This window comes from Bacteroides sp. B1-V-101 (assembly GCF_023656585.1).
Taxonomy (GTDB): Bacteria; Bacteroidota; Bacteroidia; order Bacteroidales; family Bacteroidaceae; genus Bacteroides; species Bacteroides thetaiotaomicron.
This window is the reverse complement of sequence record NZ_JAMOKH010000050.1, coordinates 17069-42161: the sequence shown is the minus strand read 5'-3', so window position 1 is coordinate 42161 and position 25093 is coordinate 17069. Positions and strand designations below refer to the sequence as shown.

At 41.1% G+C, this 25093-nt stretch carries 15 protein-coding genes and 1 pseudogene; 12 read left to right on the top strand and 4 right to left on the bottom strand.

All coding sequences use genetic code 11. The features are described from left to right. From NBH01_RS23610 to NBH01_RS23590, 5 genes are all read left to right on the top strand, one after another. A partial coding sequence (locus tag NBH01_RS23610; RefSeq protein ID WP_250700335.1) for a glutaminase domain-containing protein occupies window positions 1-661 on the top strand: 661 nt, incomplete at its 5' end. 57 nt (window positions 662-718) lie between these two features. Beyond that, window positions 719-2275, top strand: coding sequence for an IPT/TIG domain-containing protein (locus NBH01_RS23605; protein ID WP_055220889.1), 1557 nt, complete (start codon window positions 719-721; stop codon window positions 2273-2275). Between the two features lie 16 nt (window positions 2276-2291). Further along, the gene (locus NBH01_RS23600) at window positions 2292-5414 is read left to right on the top strand and encodes a SusC/RagA family TonB-linked outer membrane protein (protein WP_234119053.1); all 3123 of its coding nucleotides are present in this window, start codon (window positions 2292-2294) and stop codon (window positions 5412-5414) included. A gap of 15 nt (window positions 5415-5429) precedes the next feature. Continuing rightward, window positions 5430-7547 (top strand): RagB/SusD family nutrient uptake outer membrane protein, encoded by a 2118-nt coding sequence (locus tag NBH01_RS23595; protein ID WP_225680783.1) that lies wholly within the window; start codon window positions 5430-5432, stop codon window positions 7545-7547. A gap of 22 nt (window positions 7548-7569) precedes the next feature. Then, a complete protein-coding gene (locus NBH01_RS23590; protein ID WP_008762471.1) occupies window positions 7570-8631 on the top strand; it encodes a DUF4973 domain-containing protein in 1062 nt (353 codons plus the stop codon). A gap of 134 nt (window positions 8632-8765) precedes the next feature. Here NBH01_RS23590 and NBH01_RS23585 read toward each other — a convergent pair whose 3' ends face one another. Beyond that, window positions 8766-11321 (bottom strand): hypothetical protein, encoded by a 2556-nt coding sequence (locus NBH01_RS23585; RefSeq protein ID WP_055299928.1) that lies wholly within the window; start codon window positions 11319-11321, stop codon window positions 8766-8768. A 370-nt stretch (window positions 11322-11691) separates the two neighbouring features. Between NBH01_RS23585 and NBH01_RS23580 the strand changes: the two genes are divergently transcribed. The 4 genes from NBH01_RS23580 to NBH01_RS23565 all read left to right on the top strand — a co-directional run bounded on the left by NBH01_RS23580 (window position 11692) and on the right by NBH01_RS23565 (window position 14151). Continuing rightward, window positions 11692-12285 (top strand): hypothetical protein, encoded by a 594-nt coding sequence (locus NBH01_RS23580; protein ID WP_225679897.1) that lies wholly within the window; start codon window positions 11692-11694, stop codon window positions 12283-12285. A gap of 551 nt (window positions 12286-12836) precedes the next feature. Then, a complete protein-coding gene (locus NBH01_RS23575) occupies window positions 12837-13277 on the top strand; it encodes a hypothetical protein (protein ID WP_225679899.1) in 441 nt (146 codons plus the stop codon). Beyond that, window positions 13274-13603 (top strand): hypothetical protein, encoded by a 330-nt coding sequence (locus tag NBH01_RS23570; RefSeq protein ID WP_011108854.1) that lies wholly within the window; start codon window positions 13274-13276, stop codon window positions 13601-13603. The genes NBH01_RS23575 and NBH01_RS23570 overlap by 4 nt, the downstream gene beginning before the upstream one ends. 44 nt (window positions 13604-13647) lie before the next feature. Next, window positions 13648-14151: a hypothetical protein gene (locus NBH01_RS23565; protein WP_225679901.1), complete on the top strand. Its 504-nt coding sequence runs from the start codon at window positions 13648-13650 to the stop codon at window positions 14149-14151. Between the two features lie 97 nt (window positions 14152-14248). Here NBH01_RS23565 and NBH01_RS23560 read toward each other — a convergent pair whose 3' ends face one another. Then, window positions 14249-16762, bottom strand: a complete 2514-nt coding sequence (locus tag NBH01_RS23560; RefSeq protein WP_225679903.1) for a glutaminase domain-containing protein — start codon at window positions 16760-16762, stop codon at window positions 14249-14251. 13 nt (window positions 16763-16775) lie between these two features. Next, entirely contained in the window at window positions 16776-18590 is a 1815-nt protein-coding gene (locus NBH01_RS23555) for a glycoside hydrolase family 2 protein (protein WP_117578044.1), read from the bottom strand. Between the two features lie 295 nt (window positions 18591-18885). Between NBH01_RS23555 and NBH01_RS23550 the strand changes: the two genes are divergently transcribed. Next, window positions 18886-21834, top strand: coding sequence for a glycosyl hydrolase 115 family protein (locus NBH01_RS23550; protein ID WP_195382343.1), 2949 nt, complete (start codon window positions 18886-18888; stop codon window positions 21832-21834). Here the strand turns inward: NBH01_RS23550 and NBH01_RS23545 are convergent. Further along, window positions 21831-22943, bottom strand: a complete 1113-nt coding sequence (locus NBH01_RS23545; RefSeq protein ID WP_195381255.1) for a glycoside hydrolase family 43 protein — start codon at window positions 22941-22943, stop codon at window positions 21831-21833. The genes NBH01_RS23550 and NBH01_RS23545 overlap by 4 nt on opposite strands. Window positions 22944-23109: 166 nt before the next feature. Between NBH01_RS23545 and NBH01_RS23540 the strand changes: the two are divergent. Both NBH01_RS23540 and NBH01_RS23535 read left to right on the top strand, forming a co-directional pair. Further along, a pseudogene (locus tag NBH01_RS23540) lies at window positions 23110-24093 on the top strand (glycoside hydrolase family 43 protein); the annotation flags it as partial. Then, on the top strand, window positions 24091-25020 hold the full coding sequence (locus tag NBH01_RS23535) for a family 43 glycosylhydrolase (RefSeq protein WP_225679926.1): 930 nt from the start codon (window positions 24091-24093) through the stop codon (window positions 25018-25020). The pseudogene NBH01_RS23540 and the gene NBH01_RS23535, both read left to right, overlap by 3 nt. Window positions 25021-25093: the final 73 nt, after the last annotated feature.

The window sequence follows — 25093 nt, the reverse complement described above, 5'->3', positions numbered from 1 at the left end:
TGATTATGTAAAAAAATATTGGGATCTCTTAACTACTTGGACAAACTATCTCGTAGAGTATGGACAGGACCCGGAGAACCAATTATGCACTGATGACTTCGCCGGTCATTGGGCTCATAATGCGAACCTTTCGGTAAAAGCGATCATGGGTGTAGCCGGATATAGCGAAATGGCGCACATGCTTGGCTTATATGATGTTGCAGAGAAATATGCAGGTATAGCCAAGAAAATGGCGGTGAAATGGGAAGAAATGGCAAATGAAGGTGATCACTATCGTCTTGCTTTCGACCGTGAGAATACCTGGAGCCAGAAATATAATATTATTTGGGATAAAATGTGGAATTTGAATTTATTCCCGAATAATGTAATCGACAAAGAAATTAACTATTATTTAATGAAACAGAATCCTTATGGATTACCATTAGACTCTCGCAAAGAGTATACTAAGTCTGACTGGATTATGTGGACAGCTGCTATGTCTCCAGATTTAGAAACTTTCAAGAAATTCATTGATCCACTCTATAAATATATCAATGAAACGACTTCACGGGTACCTATTAGTGATTGGCATCATACAGATAGTGGTGAATGGGTTGGGTTTAAAGCGCGTTCGGTTATTGGAGGATACTGGATGCAAGTGTTAATGGACAAAACTCGATGAAATGTTTAATTAACTATACATTTATTATTAACTAGAATGAAAAACATGAAATGTAAAATGAAAAAAGTATTGAAGGAATGGCGGTGGATATTGCTGGCATTATTCACGATTTGCATTTGTAGTTGTAAGGACGATGACAATGTAGAGACTGGAGCCTTTGATCCATCAAAACCTGTAGCAATTTCTGATTTTACTCCGAAAGAAGGAGGAGCCTATCAGAAACTATTGATTTATGGTGAAAATTTCGGAACAGATGCTTCGAAGGTAAAAGTGAAGATTGGTGGCAAAGATGCTATTGTTATTAATGTAAAAAGTACTTATGTTTACTGTTTTGTTCCTTCAGGAGCTTTTAGTGGTGAAATTGAAATCACTGTAGGAGAAGGAGAGAATGCAGTAACAACGACTGCGAGTACTACTTTTAGCTATGAGAAAAAGATGGTGGTAGGTACGCTTTGTGGCTATCGCAATAATCGTGATGATCAAGGTTGGAGAGACGGACCATTTGATGGACCGGAAGGTGTCAAATGCTGTGGCTTTAGCGATAACGGACGATTAGCTTTTGATCCGTTGAATAAGGATCATTTGTATATTTGTTACGATGGACATAAAGCTATACAGTTGATCGATTTAAAAAATCGTATGCTTTCTTCTCCTTTGAATATCAATACTATACCTACTAATCGTATACGAAGCATTGCTTTCAATAAGAAGATAGAAGGATATGCTGATGAGGCGGAATATATGATTGTAGCTATTGATTATGATGGTAAGGGAGATGAAAGTCCTAGTGTATATATTATTAGACGTAATGCGGATGGTACATTCGATGATAGATCTGATATACAATTGATAGCTGCTTACAAACAATGTAATGGAGCTACTATTCATCCAATCAACGGAGAATTATATTTTAATAGTTATGAAAAGGGACAAGTATTTCGTTTAGACTTGGTTGATTACTTTAAAACTATTAAGAATGGTGGAAGTTGGGATCCTATAGTAAAGAACAATCCTAATACTTTTAAGCAGTTATTCACTATTGCTGACCCAAGTTGGGAATTTCAGATTTTCATTCATCCTACTGGAAAGTATGCTTATTTTGGTGTGATTAACAATCATTATTTCATGCGTTCCGACTATGACGAGATAAAAAAGGAATTTATCACACCGTATAATTTTGTCGGGGGATATAAACAGACAGGTTATAGGGATGATGTAGGAACTGAGGCCCGTATGCACAATCCGTGTCAAGGAGTATTTGTGAAAAATCCGGATTACACTGGTGAAGAAGAGTATGATTTCTATTTTGTAGATCGATTAAACTTCTGTGTGCGTAAAGTAACTCCAGAAGGTATCGTATCGACTTATGCGGGACGAGGAGCGTCAACTTCCTTAGCTGACGGAAACCAATGGGGAACTGATGATGGTGACCTACGAGAAGTGGCTCGTTTCCGTGATGTAAGTGGACTTGTTTACGATGATGCGAAAGATATTTTTTATGTACATGATCAGGTGGGACATACTATTCGCACTATTTCAATGGAGCAAGAAGAGAATGTAGCCGGTGACGAGAATATGCCGGAAGATGAATCAACAGTGGAATCTAACGAATAAACACATTTATCAGATTATGAAAAAATATTTAGCCATTTTTTTGTTGATGCTAGTTGTCCCATTGACGATTTCAGCACAACAAACAATTACCGTGACTGGTACGGTTACCGACACACAAGATGAGCCGATGATTGGTGTTAATATCACTGTAAAGGATGTAGCAGGTTTGGGAACCATTACAGATATCAATGGTAATTTTTCTATAAAGATGGAACCTTATCATCGACTAGTCTTCTCATACATCGGATATGATGATGTGGAAGTACTTGTAAAAGAACAGCATACAGTTAATGTAAAGATGAAAGAATCAGAGGCCAGTGTACTGGATGAGGTTGTGGTAACTGGTATGGGGGCACAGAAAAAACTGACAGTGACGGGAGCTGTAACCAATGTGAATGTGGGAGATTTAAAACGTTTCCCTACTTCCAATATGTCTAACGCCTTGGCCGGTAATGTTCCGGGTATTATTGCCCGACAAACTTCTGGACAACCGGGAAAAAGTACTTCTGAGTTTTGGATACGTGGTATTTCTACTTTTGGAGCCAGTTCAAGTGCTTACATTCTGGTGGATGGCTTTGAACGTAGCAGTTTGGATGAACTTAATATCGAGGACATCGAATCATTCACAGTATTGAAAGATGCGTCAGCTACTGCTATTTATGGTTCTAAAGGTGCAAATGGTGTAGTATTGATTACAACAAAACGTGGTAAAGCTGGAAAAATCAATATAGATGCCAAGGTAGAAACTTCTTATAATACGCGTACCATCACTCCGGAATTTGTAGACGGTCTTTCTTACGCCAGTCTGATGAACGAAGCATTAGTGACTCGAAATTTAGGAATGGCCTATCAACCGGAAGAATTAGAGTTATTTCGTACACAAATGGATCCGGATTTCTATCCGAATGTGGACTGGATGGATTTGATCCTAAAAAACGGAGCATGGAGTTATCGCGCTAACTTGAACATGAATGGTGGCGGTAACACTGCTCGTTATTTTGTTTCTGCAAGCTATACGGAAGATCAAGGTATGTATAACACAGACCAAACGTTACGTGATGATTACGATACAAATGCCAACTATAAAAAGTGGAATTATCGTATGAATGTTGATATAGATATCACCAAATCGACTTTATTGAAACTAGGTATAGCAGGTTCATTAGCCAAACGTAATAGTCCAGGACTGGCTGATAACGAGATGTTATGGGGTATGCTTTTCGGATACAATCCTATTGCAACGCCTGTATACTATTCCAATGGATACGCGCCTATTTCCCACCGGGATAACGTAAACAAACTTAATCCCTGGGTTGCATCTACGCAAACTGGATACAATGAAGATTGGCAGAATAATGTACAAACTAATGTTACATTAGAACAAAATTTTGATTTCATTACCAAGGGATTGAAGTTCGTAGGGCGTTTTGGTTACGATACAGACAACAGTAACTGGATTAATCGTCATCGTCAACCAGATTTGTATAAAGCGAACGGACGTAGACAAGAAACGGGAGAGATTATTTATGAGAAAATGTTTTCCGCATATGACATGACACAATCAAGTGGTAGCTCTGGCAAACGTCGTGAATTCCTTGATTTACTGTTAAGCTGGGAACGTGCTTTCGGAAATCATCATGGAGGAGTTACTTTCCGTTACACACAAGATAGTGAGAAGCGGACAGTAGACATTGGTACGGATATCAAGAATGGAGTATCAAAACGTAATCAAGGGTTAGCTGGACGATTTACTTATAACTGGAACTATCGTTACTTTGTTGATTTTAATTTTGGTTATACCGGATCGGAAAATTTTGCACCAGGAAATCAATTCGGTTTCTTCCCGGCTTTTTCTCTTGCATGGAACGTTGCCGAAGAGTCATTTGTTAAGAATAACCTGAAATGGATGAATATGTTTAAAATACGTTACTCTCATGGTAAGGTAGGTAATGATAATATTGGAGATAATAACCGTTTTCCATACTTATATACTATAGCCACTACAGGATATAATAGCGAAGGAAAGCCTAATTATGTATATAACTGGGGATTTGGTGATTATGGAAAATCATTCATAGGAACTCATTACACTCAGATGGCTTCTAATGGTATTACCTGGGAAGTTGCGACCAAGGATGACTTGGGTATTGATCTTTCTTTATTTAATGACAAATTTACAGCGACGGTTGACTATTTCCACGAAAAACGTACAGGTATCTTTTTGACACGCGAGTTCTTGCCTGAAATTGCAGGTCTCGAGAGTAAACCAAAAGCGAATGTAGGTGAAGTGAAATCTCAAGGTTTTGATGGCAATTTTGCTCTTAAGCAGAAACTGGGTGAGGTGGATATGACTATTCGTGGGAATATAACTTATAGTAAGAATGAAGTGCTCGAAAAGGATGAAGAGAATCAAGTCTATTCCTATTTATATCAAAAAGGGTATCGTGTAGATCAAGTTAAAGGATTGATAGCTGAAGGATTGTTTGCTGATTACGATGATATTCGTACCAGCCCGAAACAAGAGTTCGGTACAGTGCAGCCTGGAGATATCAAATATAAAGATGTAAATGGTGATGGTGTTGTAAACGATAATGATAAAGTTGCTATTGGTGCTACTACCACTCCAAACTTAGTATATGGTATAGGGGCATCTTTCGCATGGAAAGGAATTGATATAAATGTTCATTTCCAAGGTGCTGGTAAATCCACTTTCCCTATTTATGGTAAGTGTGTATATGCATTCAGCGAAAGTGACTGGGGAAATATCTTTAAAGATATGATAAGTGATCGTTGGGTAGATTCAGAGACTGCTGCCAAACTGGGATTGCATGCTAATGAGAACCCCAATGCAACATATCCGCGTTTAACTTATGGGGAAAATAAAAACAACCAACAAACCTCTACTTATTGGATGCGTGATGGTCGATATATTCGTTTGAAGAATCTGGATATCGGTTATACTTTGCCAAAAAGCATAGTCAATAAACTGCATTTCAATAATATTCGTATCTATATTGCAGGATCAAACCTGATTACATGGTCTAAGTTCAAAACATGGGATCCGGAAACTGGCAATCCGCGGGGTGAAGCCTATCCGCTAACAAAATCGGTTACTATGGGTTTATCTGTTAACTTATAAAAATACTAAGAGATTATGATAAAGAAGATTTATATGTTATTATTAACCGTATTAGGGATGGGAGTAATTTCTTCTTGCTCTGATTACCTGAATTCGGAGAAATATTTTAAGGATCGTCTGACACTGGAGAAAACTTTCGAAAGCAAGGATCATGTGGAAGAATGGTTAGCTTATGCTTTTTCATTTATAAAAAATGAAAACTATGAGGTGACGACTAAAGGACCAAGTGAGAATTCGTTTTGTTTTTCAGACGATATGTATTATGGTGACCGCGATAAGACAATCGATGCAACAAAGAATGAATTGTCATATAATATGTTCAAGTTAGGAGAATATGATGAGAATACTTATAATGTTGGGGCATGGGGGGCATGTTATAAAGGAATTTTCCAAGCATCAGTATTTATCCATAATGTTGACCGGTGTCAAGAGATGGCTGATTGGGAAATACTAGATTATAAGGGGCAGGCTCGTTTTGTTCGTGCTTACTATTACTGGTTGCTCTTACGTCGTTATGGTCCAGTGCCTATTATGCCGGACGAAGGAGTGGATTATACTCAAAGTTATGATCAAATAGCTACTCCACGTAGCTCATACGAAGAAGTGGCACAATATATCAGTGACGAAATGGTACAGGCTACTAAAGAGTTACAATATGATCGTCGTACTGATAATTATGCTATAGGCCGACCTACTCGTGGAGCTGCATTGGCAGTTCGTGCTTATGCACTGATTTTTGCAGCTAGTCCGTTTGCTAATGGAAATAATGATGAATATGCGCAGCAATTGGTAGATGATGAAGGGCGTCGTTTGCTTTCTTCCGAATATAGTGAAGAAAAATGGGCAAAAGCTGCTGCCGCTTGCCGTGATGTCATCGATTTAGATGTTTATGAGTTGAATATTGTAAATAAATCCACATCTGATAATGGACCTTCTGAACGTCCGACTGTTACTCCACCGGCTGATGGCGAGTTTTCCAATCAACCCTGGCCAAAAGGATGGACAAATATTGACCCGCTCAGATCATATCGTACTATCTTTGATGGTACTATATTACCTGCAAACAATAAAGAACTGATATTTACACGCGGGGCAACAAATATAGATATGTTGGTACTTCATCAGATGCCCAAGGATGATGGCGGCTGGAACTGTCATGGTATGACACAGAAAATGCTGGATGCATATTATATGAATAATGGTAGTAATGAGCCGGGTATGAACTCTATGTATCAAGGAGTAGCTAATTATCAAGGTATTGTAGATACTCGTGAACGTAGAACCGGATTTACTGATTTGCAAGACTTGAAGGATAATAAATATCCGGAATTAGGTTGGAAATATGATCCGAAGAAAGGAGATAACGATCAGGCTAAAACTGGGATGAATGTTTCTTTGCAATATGTAGAACGCGAACCACGATTCTATGCTTCTGTTGCTTATAATGGCTGTACCTGGTATTATTTGAGCCAGACTGAAAGCAAACCTGCCGATGTAAATCAACAGGTTTGGTACTACTTTGGAAGTTCCGATGGTTATCGTAATGACGGTTTCTACTTGCGTACAGGTATAGGAATTAAAAAGTTTGTTCATCCAAACGACTATCCTGGCAATTATGTTGCGAAAGCTGAAACTGCAATTCGCTATGCGGATATTCTACTGCTTTATGCAGAAGCATTGAATGAGTTGACTGGAACATACAATATACCTTCTTGGAATGAGGCGACAACCTACACTATTAGCCGTGATAAAGAACAAATGGAAAGAGGTATTCATCCGGTACGTATTCGTGCTGGGTTGCCTGACTATCCAGACGAATTTTATCTGCAGAGTGGGGTTGATGATATGCGTAAAGCATTAAAACGTGAACGTATGATAGAGTTGATGGGCGAAGGAAAACGTTACTTTGATATTCGCCGTTGGAAAGATGCACCAGTAGAAGAATCTCTGCAAATATACGGTTGTAATGTCTTTGTTGGTGAAGCTAAGAGAGACGAATTCCATTCGGCAATTCCTGTTTACAATCTCCCGTCTACTTTCTCGGAAAAGCTATGGTTATGGCCTATCAAACATAGTGAGTTGAAACGTAATTCACGTTTAACACAGAACCCAGGATGGACAATGTATGATTAATTCTAAACATAAAGACTTATATATGAAGAAAATATATACTTTGGCAGCTTTGGCTGCAATGACAATGTTGGGAACTTCCTGCAATTCGGAATGGGAAGATGAACAATATGAGCACTACATTTCTTTCAGTTCACAACTGGATAGTAAGGGAGTGACGAATATATATGTACCTTATAGCCGCCATGATGCAGAAGGAAATTATGCAGAAGGAGGAGAAGGGAGGTCCAATTATCAGTTACCGATACTTGTTAGTGGTTCTACCGATAATCCAAGTAATGTCACTGTACACGTAGCACATGATGCTGATACATTGAATATTTTGAATTACGCTCGTTACGCTACACGTACAGAACTATATTATGAGGATATGGGAGCAGAAGGATTGGCATACGCTTCATATCCAGAATCTCTACAGATAAAAGCTGGAGAAAATAAAGGTTTACTGGATCTTAAATTTGATTTTCGCAACATTGATATGTCAGAAAAATGGGTACTTCCATTGCAGATTGTAGACGACGCGTCTTACAACTACGTAGCTCATCCGCGTAAAGACTATGCTAAGGCGATATTGAGAATCTTCCCATTTAATGATTACTCTGGCGATTATTCTGGTACAGGAATAACCAACAAGGTGGTGACGGGATATGATGGAGATGGTAAACCGATAGAAACAGCAGAATCTATCACAAAATCGTCAATAAGAGGGTATGTGATAGATGAACAGACTATTTTTACGTATGCAGGAATAGTAGATGAGGATTATACAGACCGTAGAAAGTATAAAATCAAATTTGCTTTTAATGGTGAGACGAATGGTTCGGTTACTATTTCCTGTGATAATGCAGAAGAGATTGGATTTGAATTAAACAAGGACGTGACTCCTTCATTTCGTATTTCTTCATCAATGGATGACGCGAAGCCTTATCTGGAACACCGTTATGTAATAATTAATAATGTTGATTATTATTTCAATTATATACCAGTGGAAGGTACCATCATTCGCTATCATGTAAAAGGTACATTGACATTATCACGTGATATCAATACTCAGATTCCAGACGAAGATCAAGCAATTGAATGGTAGTTCCTATTAATCGCTAATCTAATGATTCAAGAAGAGGGTGAAGTTCAAGTATTGAATTCACCCTCTTCTCTTATTTTGAAAAGTTATTTTAGGATTGATTGTGTGCCGTTTATTGTCAAATATCCTAAAGCATACTATTTCGTTTCTGCAACTGTAGAATACGTCACGCTCCCTAGCTTCCCGTCATTACTCAGTGTCTCAGCTTGAATAATCAATGGCGTGGAATACTGATTATTGTAACATTCGATCACTGCCTTACCATTCTCATCCGTCTGCACAGTCGGATTCCAGTAAAGAGTTCGTCTTTTGTCTGCTTTATCTATGTATAATTCTTTATCTATATAAGCAGGAGAATAATACTCTAATGCCGGTGTATATCCCTGCATAACAGTCTGCCGGGTACCAAGAGCTGCAGTCTCGTGTTTATTCAGAACATCATGTTTGGGCAATGGAATGAGGTAGAAAATACTATATTTGTCCAGTTCCGATACATCTACATCATTGGAATTAGACATTTTGGTATTCTGGATAATTTCATCATCTACTCCTCCTGTGCCTTTACTGATGATAATAGAAGCCAAACCGTCTATTTCAGTCAGCATCATGTTTACTTCTGTTGACGATAGAATTTTGTTATCCATAATATAACAGATCGGTTTCTGGCGGTAAGTACAGTTATCATTGGAACGGTCCCAGTAAAAGAGTGGATTTAATTTTTCCATCACTTCCGGGATAGTGGTGACAACTTTGCCATTATCGCGAAGCTGATCGACAGCCTGGCGTATATCATAGTAGGCATCAATACTTTGCTCATTAATTTTAGTCGCCATATTCGTACTTTGACGGCGCCGCTTACTTTTGATTTCAACTTCGTCCAAAAGATAAAGCCCGTCTACCCGACGGATGGAATCTATATATAAAGAGTCGAATTTTTCAGCTTCCTGTTGCCAGTGGGCAATGTTGCTCCACTCCGGGTGCAACTCTCTGTAACCGTAAGCACGCGTAGCAGGCGAGAAATGCCGGTCGATGAGAATAGAAGCGTCCTTATTTCGTTCTTTTCCCACTTTGCGAGTCTGGATCACAGCTTCCATTGATCCCTCGAAATCTTCCAGCGGAATGCTGAAATGTCCGTTCTCATCCGTAACGGTCTGACCGGTAATAATCTCTGCATCTCTCTTCACCATTACGCTGAGAGCTATATCCTTCAGCTTGTTTTTGAGAATCGTAGATTTGACTTGTCCATAAAGTACCAGTTGGCTTTCTGGCAACTGAAGTGGGGTGAATGGGCTGATACCGATCTGTTGTGTCATATCATATTTACGCCATCCGTGTACCATTAACAGTATATCCAGTTCCTTCTGTTTCCGGAGAGAACTCTCTGTGAAGTAGTAGCCGGGTTGATGAATGTAGCCTTTCAAGTCCGATGTAAGTAGAAGGTCGGTGAAGATATTGTTATCATATTCCATATAATCAGAGCGGACGGCGTCACGGATACTGACTGATAATTTGCCGGGTATCGGTTCTCCTATGGCGTTGTTCAACTGCAGTTCGCAGCGGATGGGAGCATAAGGAGCGTAAATCTCTTTTAAACCTTTGGGCGAGATTTGTAAAGGAGCCCGTGGAGAAGCAAAGATAAAGCGGTCGCATAAAGTATTTCCGGCACGATTGAGCAGACTGATTTGTAAGACTCCTGCCGGTAACTTGCGCGACAATACTGTAAATTGCTGAGGCTTATTTGCCTGACAGTGGATAAGCTGATAGGCATGGGGACGTCCCTGATGGCTTATAAAAACGGCTAATGTATCCTGCGGGGTCGCTGCATTACATGATACCGTCACAGAAATAGCCCCTGCATTATTGCCTACTTTCAGAATATACCCGCTTGGCAGTGCTTTAGGGAGGGTAAATTCATACTGTTTTCCTTGAAAGTTTACTTTAGCGATTGCCGGCAGAGCAGAAGGCGTATACTCAAAAGCTCCCATTCCATCGTGTAAAGTTTCAAAAGACGTGATTTCTTGCCCTTCTTTGGTATAAAGTGTGCCTGATAATTGAATATTTCCTTCATTTTTGCTTTCTGCTTTGAAAGCAACCTGCGAAGTTACCCCTTCGACTAACTGTCCTCCTTCCGGAAAGAAACGCAGACTCAGCTTCTCTCTTGTTTCTTCCGGCCTTTTCTCCATAGACGGACTCAACTCATAGGTGCTGATACTACGCTCCAACTGGTCGCTATGAGAAAGCTGATAGACAGGGAAAGTACGTGAAAAGTACTGCGGATCACTGAATGCAAGCATCCAGCGGGTGTAAGCACGTACTTCGTAATAACCGGATAGCATTGACTGGGGGAGTACAAACTGCCCGTTGCCTTCTCCTTGTGATAGTTTAATGATCTGTTTATCAGTAACGTGCCCTGCCTGATCTACCAGTTCCACATACAAAGGACGGCTGATTGAACTGAAAACTTGTTTTTCGGCAAGAGTGACATATGCTTTGAACCATATCGTGTCGCCCACATAATAGCTTGTATTATCAAAATGCAGATATGCTTTTTCACGCGGATAGTTATCGGCAAAAGTTTGAGCTTGATTCATGTACTGTTCGAATATCACTTTAGCGGGTGGATTTTCTCCACGTGCAGATATTGCTAAAAGTCCGCATACTGAGAGTAAAAATAATAACGGTTTATTTTTCATATTAGTGCTGTCTATTTTTAGTTGTCTATTTTATTGTATGATTTTTATGTTCAGCACTTTCTCTGTGCTATTTTAGTATCATGTGAACTACTACAAAGATAGCGGTTTCGATGAATAAAGAAGGAAAAAAAACGTTCAATCTAAGAAAGAAACTGTTCATTACTCTATAAATACTAATCGGATTGCTGTTTCATGTTGATAATTCTTTTTATCAAAATTCGTTTGTACTGAATGAGAAAGGCTGCCTTATTTTTATTGTTGAATAGATTTTATCATTTTTTGAATAGAAAATGTTCGTGTTTTCATTGTTTTTTGTCGTTCTTTGTGTATCACATTAAACAAAATCTAATCAATGATAATAAATAGAATTATGAGAACACTTATTATTTTGCTTTTATGTACGAACACGAGTTTTGCGATAGCTCAGATTTCTCCCAAAGCAGTTGAGAAGAATAACCAATCAGTGAAAACTGCGGGTTTCTTTAATGATTCCGATTCTTTAAATAAGGCAATTCATCTTTCAGATGAGGCGATAGCTTTGGAGCCTTCATACAAACTGGCATATGCAAATAAGGTGAAATACTTAATGGCGTTGGGACAGAAGGAGAAAGCACTGCAAACCATGTTGCAAATGGAGAAATTCTCTCCGGATGATCCTTACTATATTTTAGGTAAGGGAATGATGCTGGAAGAGAATGCTAAAAAGAGTCTGGCTATGGATGCTTACAAACAAGCTGCCTCTCTTTTTGAAAAACGCTTGAAAGAGAAACCAACTGAAGCAGACCTGATGAATTATGTATTCGTACTCTTTTTGAGGGATAACAAGAATTATTCTTTGGATGAAATCGAAAAGGAGTATCCCCAAATCTTCAGTCCAGCAATAAGACAACACACGAAAAAGTTGATGGATGAACTTAGCAATAAAAGAGAGGATGTAATTCATGAGATGCTGGGTGGTAAATGAAAACATAGGGATGACTGTTGTTTCTGGTCGTTTCCCGCTTGGGAACCGTGGTTTCACCTATGAATACTTACTGTCTCTTGTAGAAACAGAAATTATCGGGCTATTTATGTGTTGCAGATAAAGTATCTGCAACATATCTGCAACAGGTATCTGCAACGCTGCAAGTAGATGATAATCAATACACTATTTCGATTTTGTTGCAGATGGCAGATGTTTTTTACTTTTGCAAACTTTTGTGTAGTGCAGGATGCATGCAAGTTTTGCTCCGTTTTTTGGGGTCAAGGTGTATAATGTAAAAGGCAGGGATAGGTACTTTCAAGGCTTGAAAGGTAAGTGCTGTAACAATGCTTGTTATATTGCGTCCCAAGCATTGATAGCTATCATAACAAGCATTGTTATTTGATTTCTCAGCTGTTAATAGTTGATTCCTCAGGTATTAACGGCTGTCGCGTTGGATATTAATACTTGTCAACTCAGTTGTTAATGCCTGACACGCCGATGTGGAAAAGATTAATGTGTTGCTATAATTTGATTTTAAAACTAATATTCATATGAAGTATTATTTTATTTTTTTGTTTCAGCTTATTGTGCTTTCTTCCTATGGGCAGAAGAATAAGGAAGCTGAGATAGATTCACTGGAATCGGAAATGATGAATTTTTTTCAAGCAACGTTGGAAAGAAATTATGGTCGAAAAGATGCTCTTGACTTATTGGTAAAGGGCTTGGAACGATATCACTTCAACTATCTGTTGGATGTAGACAAAGCTCGGCTGAAACAGATTAATGAAAAACTATATGCGGGTGGTTTACTTCATTCCTATTTTGTTGATGGAGCTATTCTGAATGATTCTTGCACGCTGTTTGTTCCGGATGGTGTTTCTCCGTCAGAATATCGTCAGTCTGATGCTTATCAACAAGCGCATCCAAGAATCAGCAGGAGCATGGTGGCTCTCTTAGCCTTGTTGCCGATTCACTACAATATGCGTATATGAAAGCTCAGGTTGAGTATATAATATTGCCGTTTAAGAAACGGTTGGATGGCTTCACATATTGGCAAAGAGAATTGGAACCGGCCATTCATCCGGCCTTGAAAGCGTATGTCAAAGCGGAAAATGCGACAGGAGGAGTTTCTTCGGTTATGATATTTTGGGAAATTGCCAGGAACACGGATCATTTTTGCAGTGATTTTAAAACAGATCGTGATGTGCGAATGTTCCTGACGCTTTATTTCTGGAAATATTTGTGTTATTTTGCAAATATAGATTTTTATACCGGTCAGGATAAAACTGAAGAGATTCTGAAGGGGGAGGCTGATTAGTTTGGAAATCTGATTATTAGTTTAAAACAAGAACCATTAATGTTATGAAATTGAGAATTGTACATTTGTTATTATTGCAGTCCGTAATGCTTCTTCTTTCCTGTTCCAATCAGAGCCGGAAGAATATGGATACATCGGCAGAACCAGCTGACGTACAGGCGAATGTGTCGGACAGTAGTAGAATTGAACAAGAAGCCATCAGCATGATTGAAGACTTTTATGAGGCTTATGCTGCCAGTTTCATGTCCACCGGTAAAGAAGCTCTCGCACTTGGGGATTCAATTAAGCAAAAGTTTCTGACCAAAGAGCTGATAGAGAAAGTTGATAGGCTGATAGAGGCGACAGATGCCGATCCGATCATTCGTGCGCAAGATTTAGGTGAAAATGACATGAAAACATTGTCGGTGAAACATCTGAATGATAATTGGTATGAGGTTAACTATACTTCGGCTAAAGGCAGCCAGTATGAACGTGCCGTGAGTATCCCGGTCAGAGTGGTTAACGTTGACGGGCAATATCTGATTGATGATATAACTCCGGAAAACTGATCGTATCATTAAATGATATGAAAAAAGACAAACAGCATCTTTTACGCTAGGCAAAAGGGCTGTTTGTCTATATTCAACGAGGAAAAGAGTATTCGTTTTATTTCTGTTCTTTGACTTTTTCCATCAGTAGCTTCATGTAGTAGCCACCTACTACGGAACGTGCCTTGAAATTCATCATCTTTCCTGTATTCGTATCATGCCAGTCGCTGATAGGCACACGGGAAGTTGTTTCGTTCGCATAAGTATAGATCGGGTCGATGAACTTTTGGAACGTAGCATCGTCTGGAGACATACAGGCACTCCATAGTACCCAGTCGGATTTGGTATATTGTGCGCGGGAGTCCAATAGCAAACCATATTTATTTTGCTTGGTCAGATAGAAAGGAATTTCCGTATCAAATACTTTCTGCGGGAAAATGTTCATGTTAAACACTTTGTCCCATATCAGATTGTATTTCTGACTCCACGTTCCCGGTTTGTCAAATGCCAGTTTGTAGTGATCGCCGTCAAATGCCATCTTCTCCCATTCTATCGCCAGTCTTTTGGCGGTTTCGATGTATTTGTTCGCGGTCGTTTCTTTGCCCAGCATACGTGCCATTTCTCCGTATCCGGCGATTGCCATGATCGCTTTGGCGGAAAGATTGGCATTGTGTGCCAGATGTCCGGCAAAGTCATCTGTACAAAGTTGGTTTTCAGGGTCCAGACCGTTCTCAATCAGATAGTTTGCCCATGTTGATAATGTTTCCCAGTATTTGGAAGCATAGTTGGCATTGCCTTCCATCATAGAGATGGCTGTAGTTACCAGAATCATGTTTCCGGCTTCTTCGATAGGCATATCTTCACCATAAAGTTGCCCGTTGGCTATTGGATAAGTTCCTAAGTCATGAGCGGGGTAAGGCTTGTTCCAGCGTCCGCTTTCGCTGTAGTAGAAGATAGAGTTGAGCATTCCCTTCATCAGTTCCGTATTGTAAATAAGGTATAGTGGAGCGGATGGATAAGTTAGGTCTACTGTATTGATGCAGCCGTTACTATGGTTCTCTTTGGATAAGAAAAGCAGGTTGCCTTCCTTGTCGGTAAGGAGTTTATGGGCGGTAATGGAGTGGCGGTAAGTCAATGCGAGTAGTTCGGCATATTTCCTGCCTCCGGCTTTTTCTGCATCAGCCATCAGTTGTTGGTCGAAGGCACGGCAACGTTTCATCAATGAGGGATAAGAAGCCTGCGCACGTTCGAAAGCATCAAAGATGCTGACTTGACCGTTGTGTTTCCAGTATGCCATGCGGCGTTCGTAGAAATATTCGATAGAGTAGATATCGTCGTAGCCTAACATCACATATCCGCTTTTCCCTTGATTGTCTACCTTGCCTAAGTTTTCGGTATAAGCCATAGCGGGCATGTCGCTTTCGCTGCGGGTAATGAAATCCTGGGAGTTGGGCAATAGTTTGCCGTTGGTGATGAAGGCTTGCTTCATGTCATAGTAGTTACCTATGCTTAAGTCCTTGTTGGGTGCGCTGTTACTTCCCAGATAAGCATATCCCCAGTCGATGCGTACACCGTCTCCTTTACGTTTTACGTAAGGCTGGTCGATGGTACCTGCCTTGAGGTAATCCATTCCGTTTTTGCTGACCTTTTCTGAGATGGTTGGTTGTGACGGTTCGTGTACGGCAAGTTGCGGGGTTGTTTCGATATACACTTGCACATCATGTTGTTTCTTGTCGAGTGAACGTACCCGATAGGAGATGTAGTTGATAGGAGTCGAGATAAGATCAAGATCTTCCATCAGCAGAGGTGCTGTGAATACAAGATCCAGTTCTACCGGACCGCAGGTGAATGTATAGTAGGTCTGTGTCGGTAATACATCGACAGACTTCTGGATAGCAGCTTCCTTGAAGTTGCTGAGCTGTTTGTTCTCACGGAACAGGCCGAAATCAACGTATGCTCCGCCGGTTGTGTTGTGACAGTGTGCTGCAATAATGTTTGTTCCTTTACGGAGCTTGGCTTTAGCTGATGCGGATAGTTCGATGGTAACATCGTCATTCCAGGAATAATCGGTTGCCACCAGTTTTTCTCCGTTCAGATAGAGCTCGAATACATCGTCGTGTGAATAACGTAAGTAGATAATGTCGTTTGTCAGGTCTTGATTGAGGTTGAAACTACGGCGTACCCAGATGTCTTCGGTGTTCCACTCTGTGCCGATGCGTTTCATGTCTTTGGTGCCGAAAGCGGCTTTGCCCTTGGTCCATCCGGAATCATCGAACTGGGGCTGTATCCAGTTGGCCGCCGGTTGGCTCATGGTGAACTTTGCTTCCCAACGTTCGGTGTTTGTCATCGGAAGGATTGTTTCGAGGTTTAGCTTGTCCTTGCCCATGAAACGATATACTTTCCCGTCCACCCGGAGCGCGCCCAGTAAAGGATGGGTGGCGGCTGTCCAGTGTTCGGTGTTCCCTTCGTTCAGTTCGTTGTAGGGAGACCAGATAGCAAGATAAGTATCGGAAGTGATCAGAGGTACGGACGGTGCGCGCAAAGCGATATCCTGACTCGTTTTAAACAGGTCAGTTGCCTGCACATTGCATGCGAGGCAAACTGACATGATTGTAGAGAATAGTTTATTCATTAATATGAAACTTTTATTTATTTAGCGAGTTACAAATTTTCTGGTTGATGGCTTTGATTTTAGGCTCGTCTACTTTGATCACTTTCCGGTCGTAAGTAACCAGACCGTTCACTTCTTCTTCCACATCTGTGATTTGTGTGTATACGGCAGCCGAGAAGCCTTTCTCGATCAATTCCAATAAATGGTCTGCATATTTTATGTATTCATTAGTCACTTCTTCTGGCGTGTTGAACTTCACGTAGCCCCAGTTCTTGTCTGCCAGCCACAGATGTCCTTTCAGTGCCATACCTATACCGCCATATTCGCCCAGTACGGTAGCGCGTATCGGATCGTAGAGATAGAGGTTCGGTCCGGGATAGTTATGAAGGTCGAGAATATCTCCGCACGTGTAGTGGTTACCTCCACTGGCAGGGTTTACCAGACGGCTGGGGTCGTATTCTTTCGTCCATTTAGTGATTTCAGGAGTCTTGAATTGTCCCCATGCTTCGTTGAAAGGTACCCATACGCCGATGCTCGGATAAGAATACAGGTAGTCGATAATTTCTTTCCATTCTTTGCGATAGTTAGCTTCTGATGCTGCGGAGCGGATGGCGTCTGCGCCGTCATAGTACTTGTGCATCTGCCATTCGGCAGGACCGCGGCCACCGTTCGGCATATCTTGCCATACGATCAGTCCGAGTTGGTCGCAATAAGTATACCAACGTGCCGGTTCTACTTTTACGTGTTTGCGCACCATGTTGTAGCCGAAGTCTTTGATCTTCTTCAAGTCATATACCAATGCTTCGTCTGTTGGCGCTGTGTATAAGCCGTCCGGCCACCAACCTTGGTCGAGCGGACCAAACTGGAAATAATCTTTGTTGTTGAGTTGCAGGCGTGTAATGCCATTCTTGTCTTTATGAGTTGAGAATTTGCGGAGAGCGGTGTAACTCTTCACTTGGTCTATAGCCTTACCGTCTTTATAAAGAGTGACTTCCATATCATAAAGTGAAGGAGACTCGGGTGTCCATAATTTAACGTCTTCCGGCATTGTTAATTCTACCGGTACGCCATTGAGCGCTGCTCCTTTGGCTACGAGGTTTTTGCCGTCGAATACTTTCACTTCCACTTTGTCCGGAGAACATACGTTGGTAGCTACTTCCACTTTGACGGTCTTCTTGTCGATATCCGGAGTTGTTTTCAGTTGGGCGATATGCTGGGCAGCTACCGGTTCCAGCCATACAGTCTGCCAGATACCTGTGACTGGTGTATACCAGATTCCTCCCGGTCTTTCTACTTGCTTTCCTCTCGGCTGTTCGCCACGGTCAGAGGGGTCCCACACTTTCACAACCAGCTGGTTATTGCCCTTATTCAATGCGGAAGTAATATCAAAGTAGAATGGAGTGAAGCCTCCTGTATGTTGTCCTACTTTTACGTCATTTACCCAGACGTCGGCTTTCCAGTCCACAGCTCCGAAATGCAGTAGTATTTGTTTGCCTTTCCAGGCTGACGGTACATCAAAAGTACGCTGATACCATAATTCCTGATGTTCGTTAACAGTTTTGCCTACTCCTGACAGGGAAGATTCCACTGCAAACGGAACTAATATCTCTCCTTGGTAATTGCTTGGTGCCGGTTCTCCTTTTTTAGTAATTGCATAATTCCAGCTACCATTCAGATTTTTCCAATCCTGGCGTTCCATAATGGGGCGTGGGTACTCTGGTAATACGTTTTTAGGATTCAACTGCTCACCCCACGGAGTCTTTATCTTATCACCGGCGGGCTTCCATTGAGCGAATGTCGGGCTACAAAGAGCCAATGCGAATAGCACTGCTAGAAAATTCTTTTTCATGGTAATTATCTTTATATATGTTAAATAGAAGAAGTAAATCTCCTTAAAAGGAATATTGCAAAGAAAAGCCAATCAGAGAAGAATGAAGGAAATTTGCTGTTCAATAAATGATAAATGCTCGTCATTTTATAGTGAATGACAGCTTTTCATGCGATAATGGTTATTTTTTATCCTTAATTGAATAATAAGTAGCTTATATTACCGGAGATAATTATGACTTTTGGAGGGAGAACAATCGTATGTTTCCGCGGATAGTAGTAAATAAACTGAAAAACAACTATAATAAACTTTATCAATGAGAATCCTTTTTTTATTAATAGTATTGTCGGTTACTTCTGCCCTACAGTCGCAGGTAGTCATTAAAGAGAATGCTATTCAGAGTAAGTATGCTTTTCCCTTGGTTACTTCGAAAGCGAAAGCTGTAGTAGTTTATGATACTGATGACTATCTGGTGGTACATAAGACTGCGGAGCTTTTTGTTTCGGATGTCGAATCAGTGACCGGACAACAATTACGGTTGACGGACAAACTGAAAGGCGACAAAGAGATTATTATTGTGGGTACAGTTGAGAAAAATCGGCTGATCCGCCAGTTAGCTGAGAAGGGCAAGCTAGATATCTCTTCTTTGGAAGGGGCATGGGAACGATTCCTGATTCAGACGGTTTCCCGTCCATTCCCCGGAGTCAGCAAAGCGCTGGTAGTAGCGGGAAGCGACAGGCGGGGAGCTGCGTACGGACTTTTCTCTCTTTCGGAAATGATGGGAGTGTCTCCTTGGTACTGGTGGGCTGATGTTCCGGTGAAGAAACATAAGACGCTTTATGTCGATGCTCCCGCCACTCTGTCCAAGACTCCTTCGGTGAAGTACAGGGGGATTTTCTTAAATGACGAAGACTGGGGATTGAAACCTTGGGCTGCCAAGACATTCGAGAAAGAAAGAGGAAATATCGGCCCTCGTACCTATGCCAAAATATGCGAGCTGTTGCTGCGACTGAAAGCTAATCATCTGGCACCGGCCATGCACCCCGTTTCTACCGCATTTTATAAGATACCGGAAAATAAACTGGTAGCTGATACCTTTGCCATTGTTATGGGGTCCAGTCACTGCGAACCGTTATTGCTGAACACTGCCAGCGAATGGGACAGCAAGACGATGGGACCATGGGATTATAACAAGAACAAAGATAAGATCAACGAGGTATTGAGTAATCGTGTGAAGGAAAACTGTGCGTATGAAAATGTATATACGCTGGCTTTAAGAGGCCTGCATGATGCAGCTATGGGTGGTGGAGATGTGCCGATGCGGGAAAAGGTTAAAATGCTGGAAAGTGCACTGAATGCTCAGAGAGATATCATTGCCCGGCATATCGACAAACCTGTTGAAACAATCCCACAGGCATTTACGCCTTATAAGGAAGTGCTGGAAATCTATTCGAACGGACTGGAATTGCCGGATGATGTTACAATTATCTGGGCGGATGATAATTTCGGTTATATGAAACGTTTGAGTGGTCCGCAGGAACAAAAGCGTTCCGGACGTGCAGGCGTTTACTATCATATATCTTATTTGGGCGTTCCTCATAGCTATTTGTGGTATAGTACTACCCCTCCGGCATTGATGTATGAAGAACTTCGTAAGGCGTATGATACCACTGCCGATCGTGTCTGGCTGGCGAATTGCGGAGACTTGAAAGGGGCTGAAACACAAATCTCCCTTTTCCTCGATATGGCTTATGATATAGACAGCTTCAATGCGGATAATGTCGCCACTTATCCGGCACGTTGGCTGGCAAAGATGTTTGGTGAGGAGTACTACGATACATTGGAAGATATTACTTGTTCTCATATAAATCTGGCTTTTTCCAGAAAGCCGGAGTACATGGGCTGGGGATATTGGAATAACTATTGGGGAGGCGGAGAGAAACGTACGGATACGGAGTTCTCTTTTGCTAACTATAATGAAGCGGAAAGACGCTTGACTGAGTATAGCCGTATTGGGAAAAAAACGGAGGACTTGTTAGCTTCATTGGACGAAAAGAGTAAACCGGCTTTCTATCAATTATTATACTATCCGGTGAAAGGGGCCGAACTGATGAATCATATGACCATCAAAGGACAGTTTTACCGTCAGTATGTCCGTCAGCAACGTGCTGCAGCCAATCTGCTTAAGGCTCAGGTGAAATGCTATCATGATAGTCTCGAAATCATAACCGATGGATACAACTCTCTGCTGGATGGAAAATGGAAGCACATGATGTCTTTAAAACAGAACTATGATGGTACGAGTTCCTATTTCATGATCCCATTGATGGAAGAGGAATACACACCTGTTGGCGCTCCTAAGCTAGGACTTCAGGCAGAAAGCGAAAATTTGGATAAAGGAGGAATGAGTTTTCATACATTGCCCGCCTACAGCACTTATTCACGTAAAAGTCATTGGATAGATATATATAATCAGGGGACCGGAGAACTAAGCTGGAGCATCACGCCTTCGGAAGACTGGATACTGATCTCTCAGAAAAGTGGTAAGACGTCTGCGGAAAACCGTATCTATATATCTGTTGACTGGGATAAGGTGCCGGCAGGAGAAAAGGTGAAAGGACAAATTGATATAACTTCCGGCACCCAGAAGGAGACTGTACTGGTTTCTGTATTCAATCCTGAGTCTCCTGCACGCACAGAAGTACAAGGATTGTATGTAGAGGAGAATGGTTACATTTCTATTCCGGCAGCCGATTTCCACCGGAAGTTTGAGAGTAATGACATTCGGATGAGTATCCTTCCGGGACTTGGTTTTGAGGGGCGCTCTTTGCAGTTGGGGAATCCGACAGCTCCCTTACAAATGTATCGTGCAGGTGATGTCCCCAGAGTGGAATATGATTTCTATACATTTAATGCCGGGATTTATGATGTATATACGTATGTTTTGCCGACATTTCCCTTGCATGCTGAGCGGGACTACAAATTGCCGGAACATACTAACTCGGATACAAAGTATAGTGTCCGTATAGATGATGGTTCCATTTCTACTCCTTCCACTTCGGCTATCGAATATTCTCAAATCTGGTATGATAGCGTATTAAAGAATTGCAGAGTGAATAAGTCCACTTTATATGTAAAGAAGCCCGGTAAGCACACTTTGCAGATACGCTGTGGTGATCCGGGCGTCGTTATTCAAAAGATTGTCATTGACTTGGGAGGAATGAAGCGTTCTTATCTCGGTCCTCAGAGTACAATCTGTAATTAGTTCTGTTTTTTATGAATAGGGGAACCGGATGGCTTTGCCATTGGTTCCTCCTCTTTCTGAGGAGTTCCCAGCACGGGCATTCCGTCTTTGTCCCAGTCTATCTTCTGTAAACGGGGAGAACGGGAATCGGATGCGCCAGGAGCGTCATTCGGTATCTGGCGGGCATGATATAGCATATACCATTCTTTCCCATCCGGAGACGGAGTGAAAGATATTCCGCCGGGACCGTATACATTGTTTTCTGGGTCTTGCTGTAGTACCGGAACCGGAGACTTCTTCCAGGAAGCCGGATCGAGTAAGTTGGCTTTTGCGTCTGCAGTCAGTAATCCGACACAATAATAAGGAGTCCAGCTACCACTGGCTGAATAGAAGATGCATGCTTTGTCTTTATTCTTTGATTCAAAATATTGGGGTGCTTCGTTTACATGTATCGGATAGGCTGTTTTGCTGCCATCCGGATTTACCCATTGGCATTCCCATTCGTATTCAGGTTTGGAGATGAGAATCCTGTCAGAAGATAGTGTCCATGGATTTTCCATAGTAGCGATGTAGATACATTGGGTTTCACTGTCTATCCTTCGTTTTTGCCAGCCGCACCATATCATATAGCGTTGGCCATCATGTTCAAAGGTGCTGGCATGGATTGCCCAGTTGTTGTCTTTATCTGTCTGTATGCGCCCTTTCATCACAAATGTTCCTTCCATGGGGTTGGCGGCTTCATTCTCGACAACATAAATCTGGTGATTATCCATATTGCCGTCGTCTGCGGCAAAGTAAATATACCATTTGTTGTTTATACGATGAATTTCGGGTGCCCACAGATGATAGGAGTTGCTGGGATCGGTGGGTATCCATACATCTTTTTGAGTAGCATGTGAGAGGTCTGCTATATCATCGGTTTCCCAAAGTATGACTCTGTTTTCTGAGCCTTGTGTATAATAATATTTGCCTTCATGAAAAATAGCCCATGGCTCTGCTCCACGTTCAAGTAACGGGTTTGTATAGGTATCTCCAGAGGCTACAGTTTCTTTTTCTGTTGTAGCCTTCTTATGCTGGCAAGAGACACCGATTAATAAGATAATGGATAATAAAAACAATCTGCTTCTCATGGTACTTCTCATTTGATAATGACAATGCAAAGTAAGCATAAAATATTGATAAATCATGCAAATGGAAGTAGAATGGTCAGTTTTTGTTGTTAAATGAACTGTAATTTCTGAAACTTTTCTTTGTTTTTTCTCATCTTTGCGAAGTGAACTTTTAAATAAATAATATATGAAACTTAGACATCTTTTTCTTTTCTGTGTAATTTGCTGTTCTGTATCTATATTTGCCCAAAACAAAAGTAAGCTTCCGAAAACGAGTGGTAATCCTATTTTCCCTGGTTGGTATGCCGATCCGGAGGGGATTGTGTTTGGAGATGAATACTGGATTTATCCTACCTATTCTGCCGCTTATGATGATCAGATATTCATGGATGCTTTCTCATCAAAAGATCTGGTGAACTGGACCAAGCATCCGAGAATACTGGAAAAAGAAAATATCAGTTGGCTTCGTCGTGCTTTGTGGGCACCGGCTGTCATACATGCGAACGATAAGTACTACATTTTTTTCGGAGCCAATGATATCCAAAATAATAATGAGTTAGGCGGAATTGGCGTTGCTGTAGCAGACAATCCTGCTGGACCTTTTAAAGATGCGTTGGGAAAACCGTTGATTGATAAAATAGTAAATGGTGCTCAGCCGATTGATCAGTTTGTATTTAAGGATGATGATGGACAATATTATATGTATTATGGTGGTTGGGGACATTGTAATATGGTGAAGATGGCACCGGATTTATTGAGTATTGTACCTTTTGAGGATGGTACTATCTATAAGGAAGTGACTCCCCAAAATTATGTGGAAGGGCCGTTTATGCTGAAACATAATGGGAAATATTATTTTATGTGGTCGGAAGGTGGCTGGGGAGGTCCGGATTATAGTGTAGCCTATGCCATTGCGGATTCACCGTTCGGTCCGTTTGAAAGAGTCGGAAAAATTCTGCAGCAAGATACTAATATAGCAACCGGTGCTGGTCATCATTCGGTAGTTAAAGGTCCCGGAGCAGATGAATGGTATATCATTTATCACCGTCGTCCGTTGGGCGAAACTGCAGCGAACAGTCGTGCAACTTGTATAGATCGTATGTATTTTAATAGAGACGGAAAAATAGAGCCTGTCCGTATGACTTTTGAAGGAGTAGGAGCTAGCCCTTTGGCAACACCTGTTCGCGCTAAAACATATGCTAATCCTGTAATAAACTTTAGTTTGCCCGATCCTACTATTATAAAAGGAGACGATGAATATTACTATCTATACGCAACTGAAAGTATTAAAAATGTACCTATTCATCGATCAAGAGACTTGGTAAACTGGTATTATGTAGGTACTGCTTTTACAGATGCTACCCGTCCAAACTTCGAACCTAAAGGGAGAATATGGGCACCGGATATTAATAAAATCGGTGATAAATACGTAATGTATTATTCTATGTCCACTTGGGGAGGTGAGTGGACATGTGGTATTGGTATTGCTACTGCTGATAAGCCGGAAGGACCATTTACCGATTTGGGTAAATTATTCCGGAGCAATGAAATCAATATACAGAATTGCATTGATCCTTTTTATATTGAAGATAATGGAAAGAAATACCTTTTTTGGGGGAGCTTCCACGGAATATATGGTACGGAACTGACAGAAGATGGTCTCTCTTTGAAGAAAGGTGCTCCAATAGAGCAAATAGCCGGTACTGCTTATGAAGGTACGTATATTCATAAACGGGATGGTTATTATTATTTGTTTGCTTCCATCGGCCGCTGCTGTGAAGGTTTGAAGAGCACATATACTACAGTTGTGGGGCGTTCGAAGAATCTGTTCGGCCCTTATGTTGACAAGAAAGGGCGTTCAATGTCGGATAATCATCATGAGATATTGATTCAGAAGAATAAAGCATTTGTCGGTCCGGGGCATAATTCAGAACTGGTGACAGATAAGAAAGGAAACGATTGGATGTTCTATCATGCGGTAAGTGTTGCTAATCCCGAGGGTCGTGTATTGATGATGGATCGTGTACAGTGGAAAGGTGGCTGGCCATTTGTGAAAGGCGCTGAACCTTCTTTGGAGGCTGTCGCTCCAAAATTCTGATCAGAATGATAATCTAAAATATACGGAAATATTGTATATAAATTCCCCTTATCCGGTACGCCGGGTAAGGGGA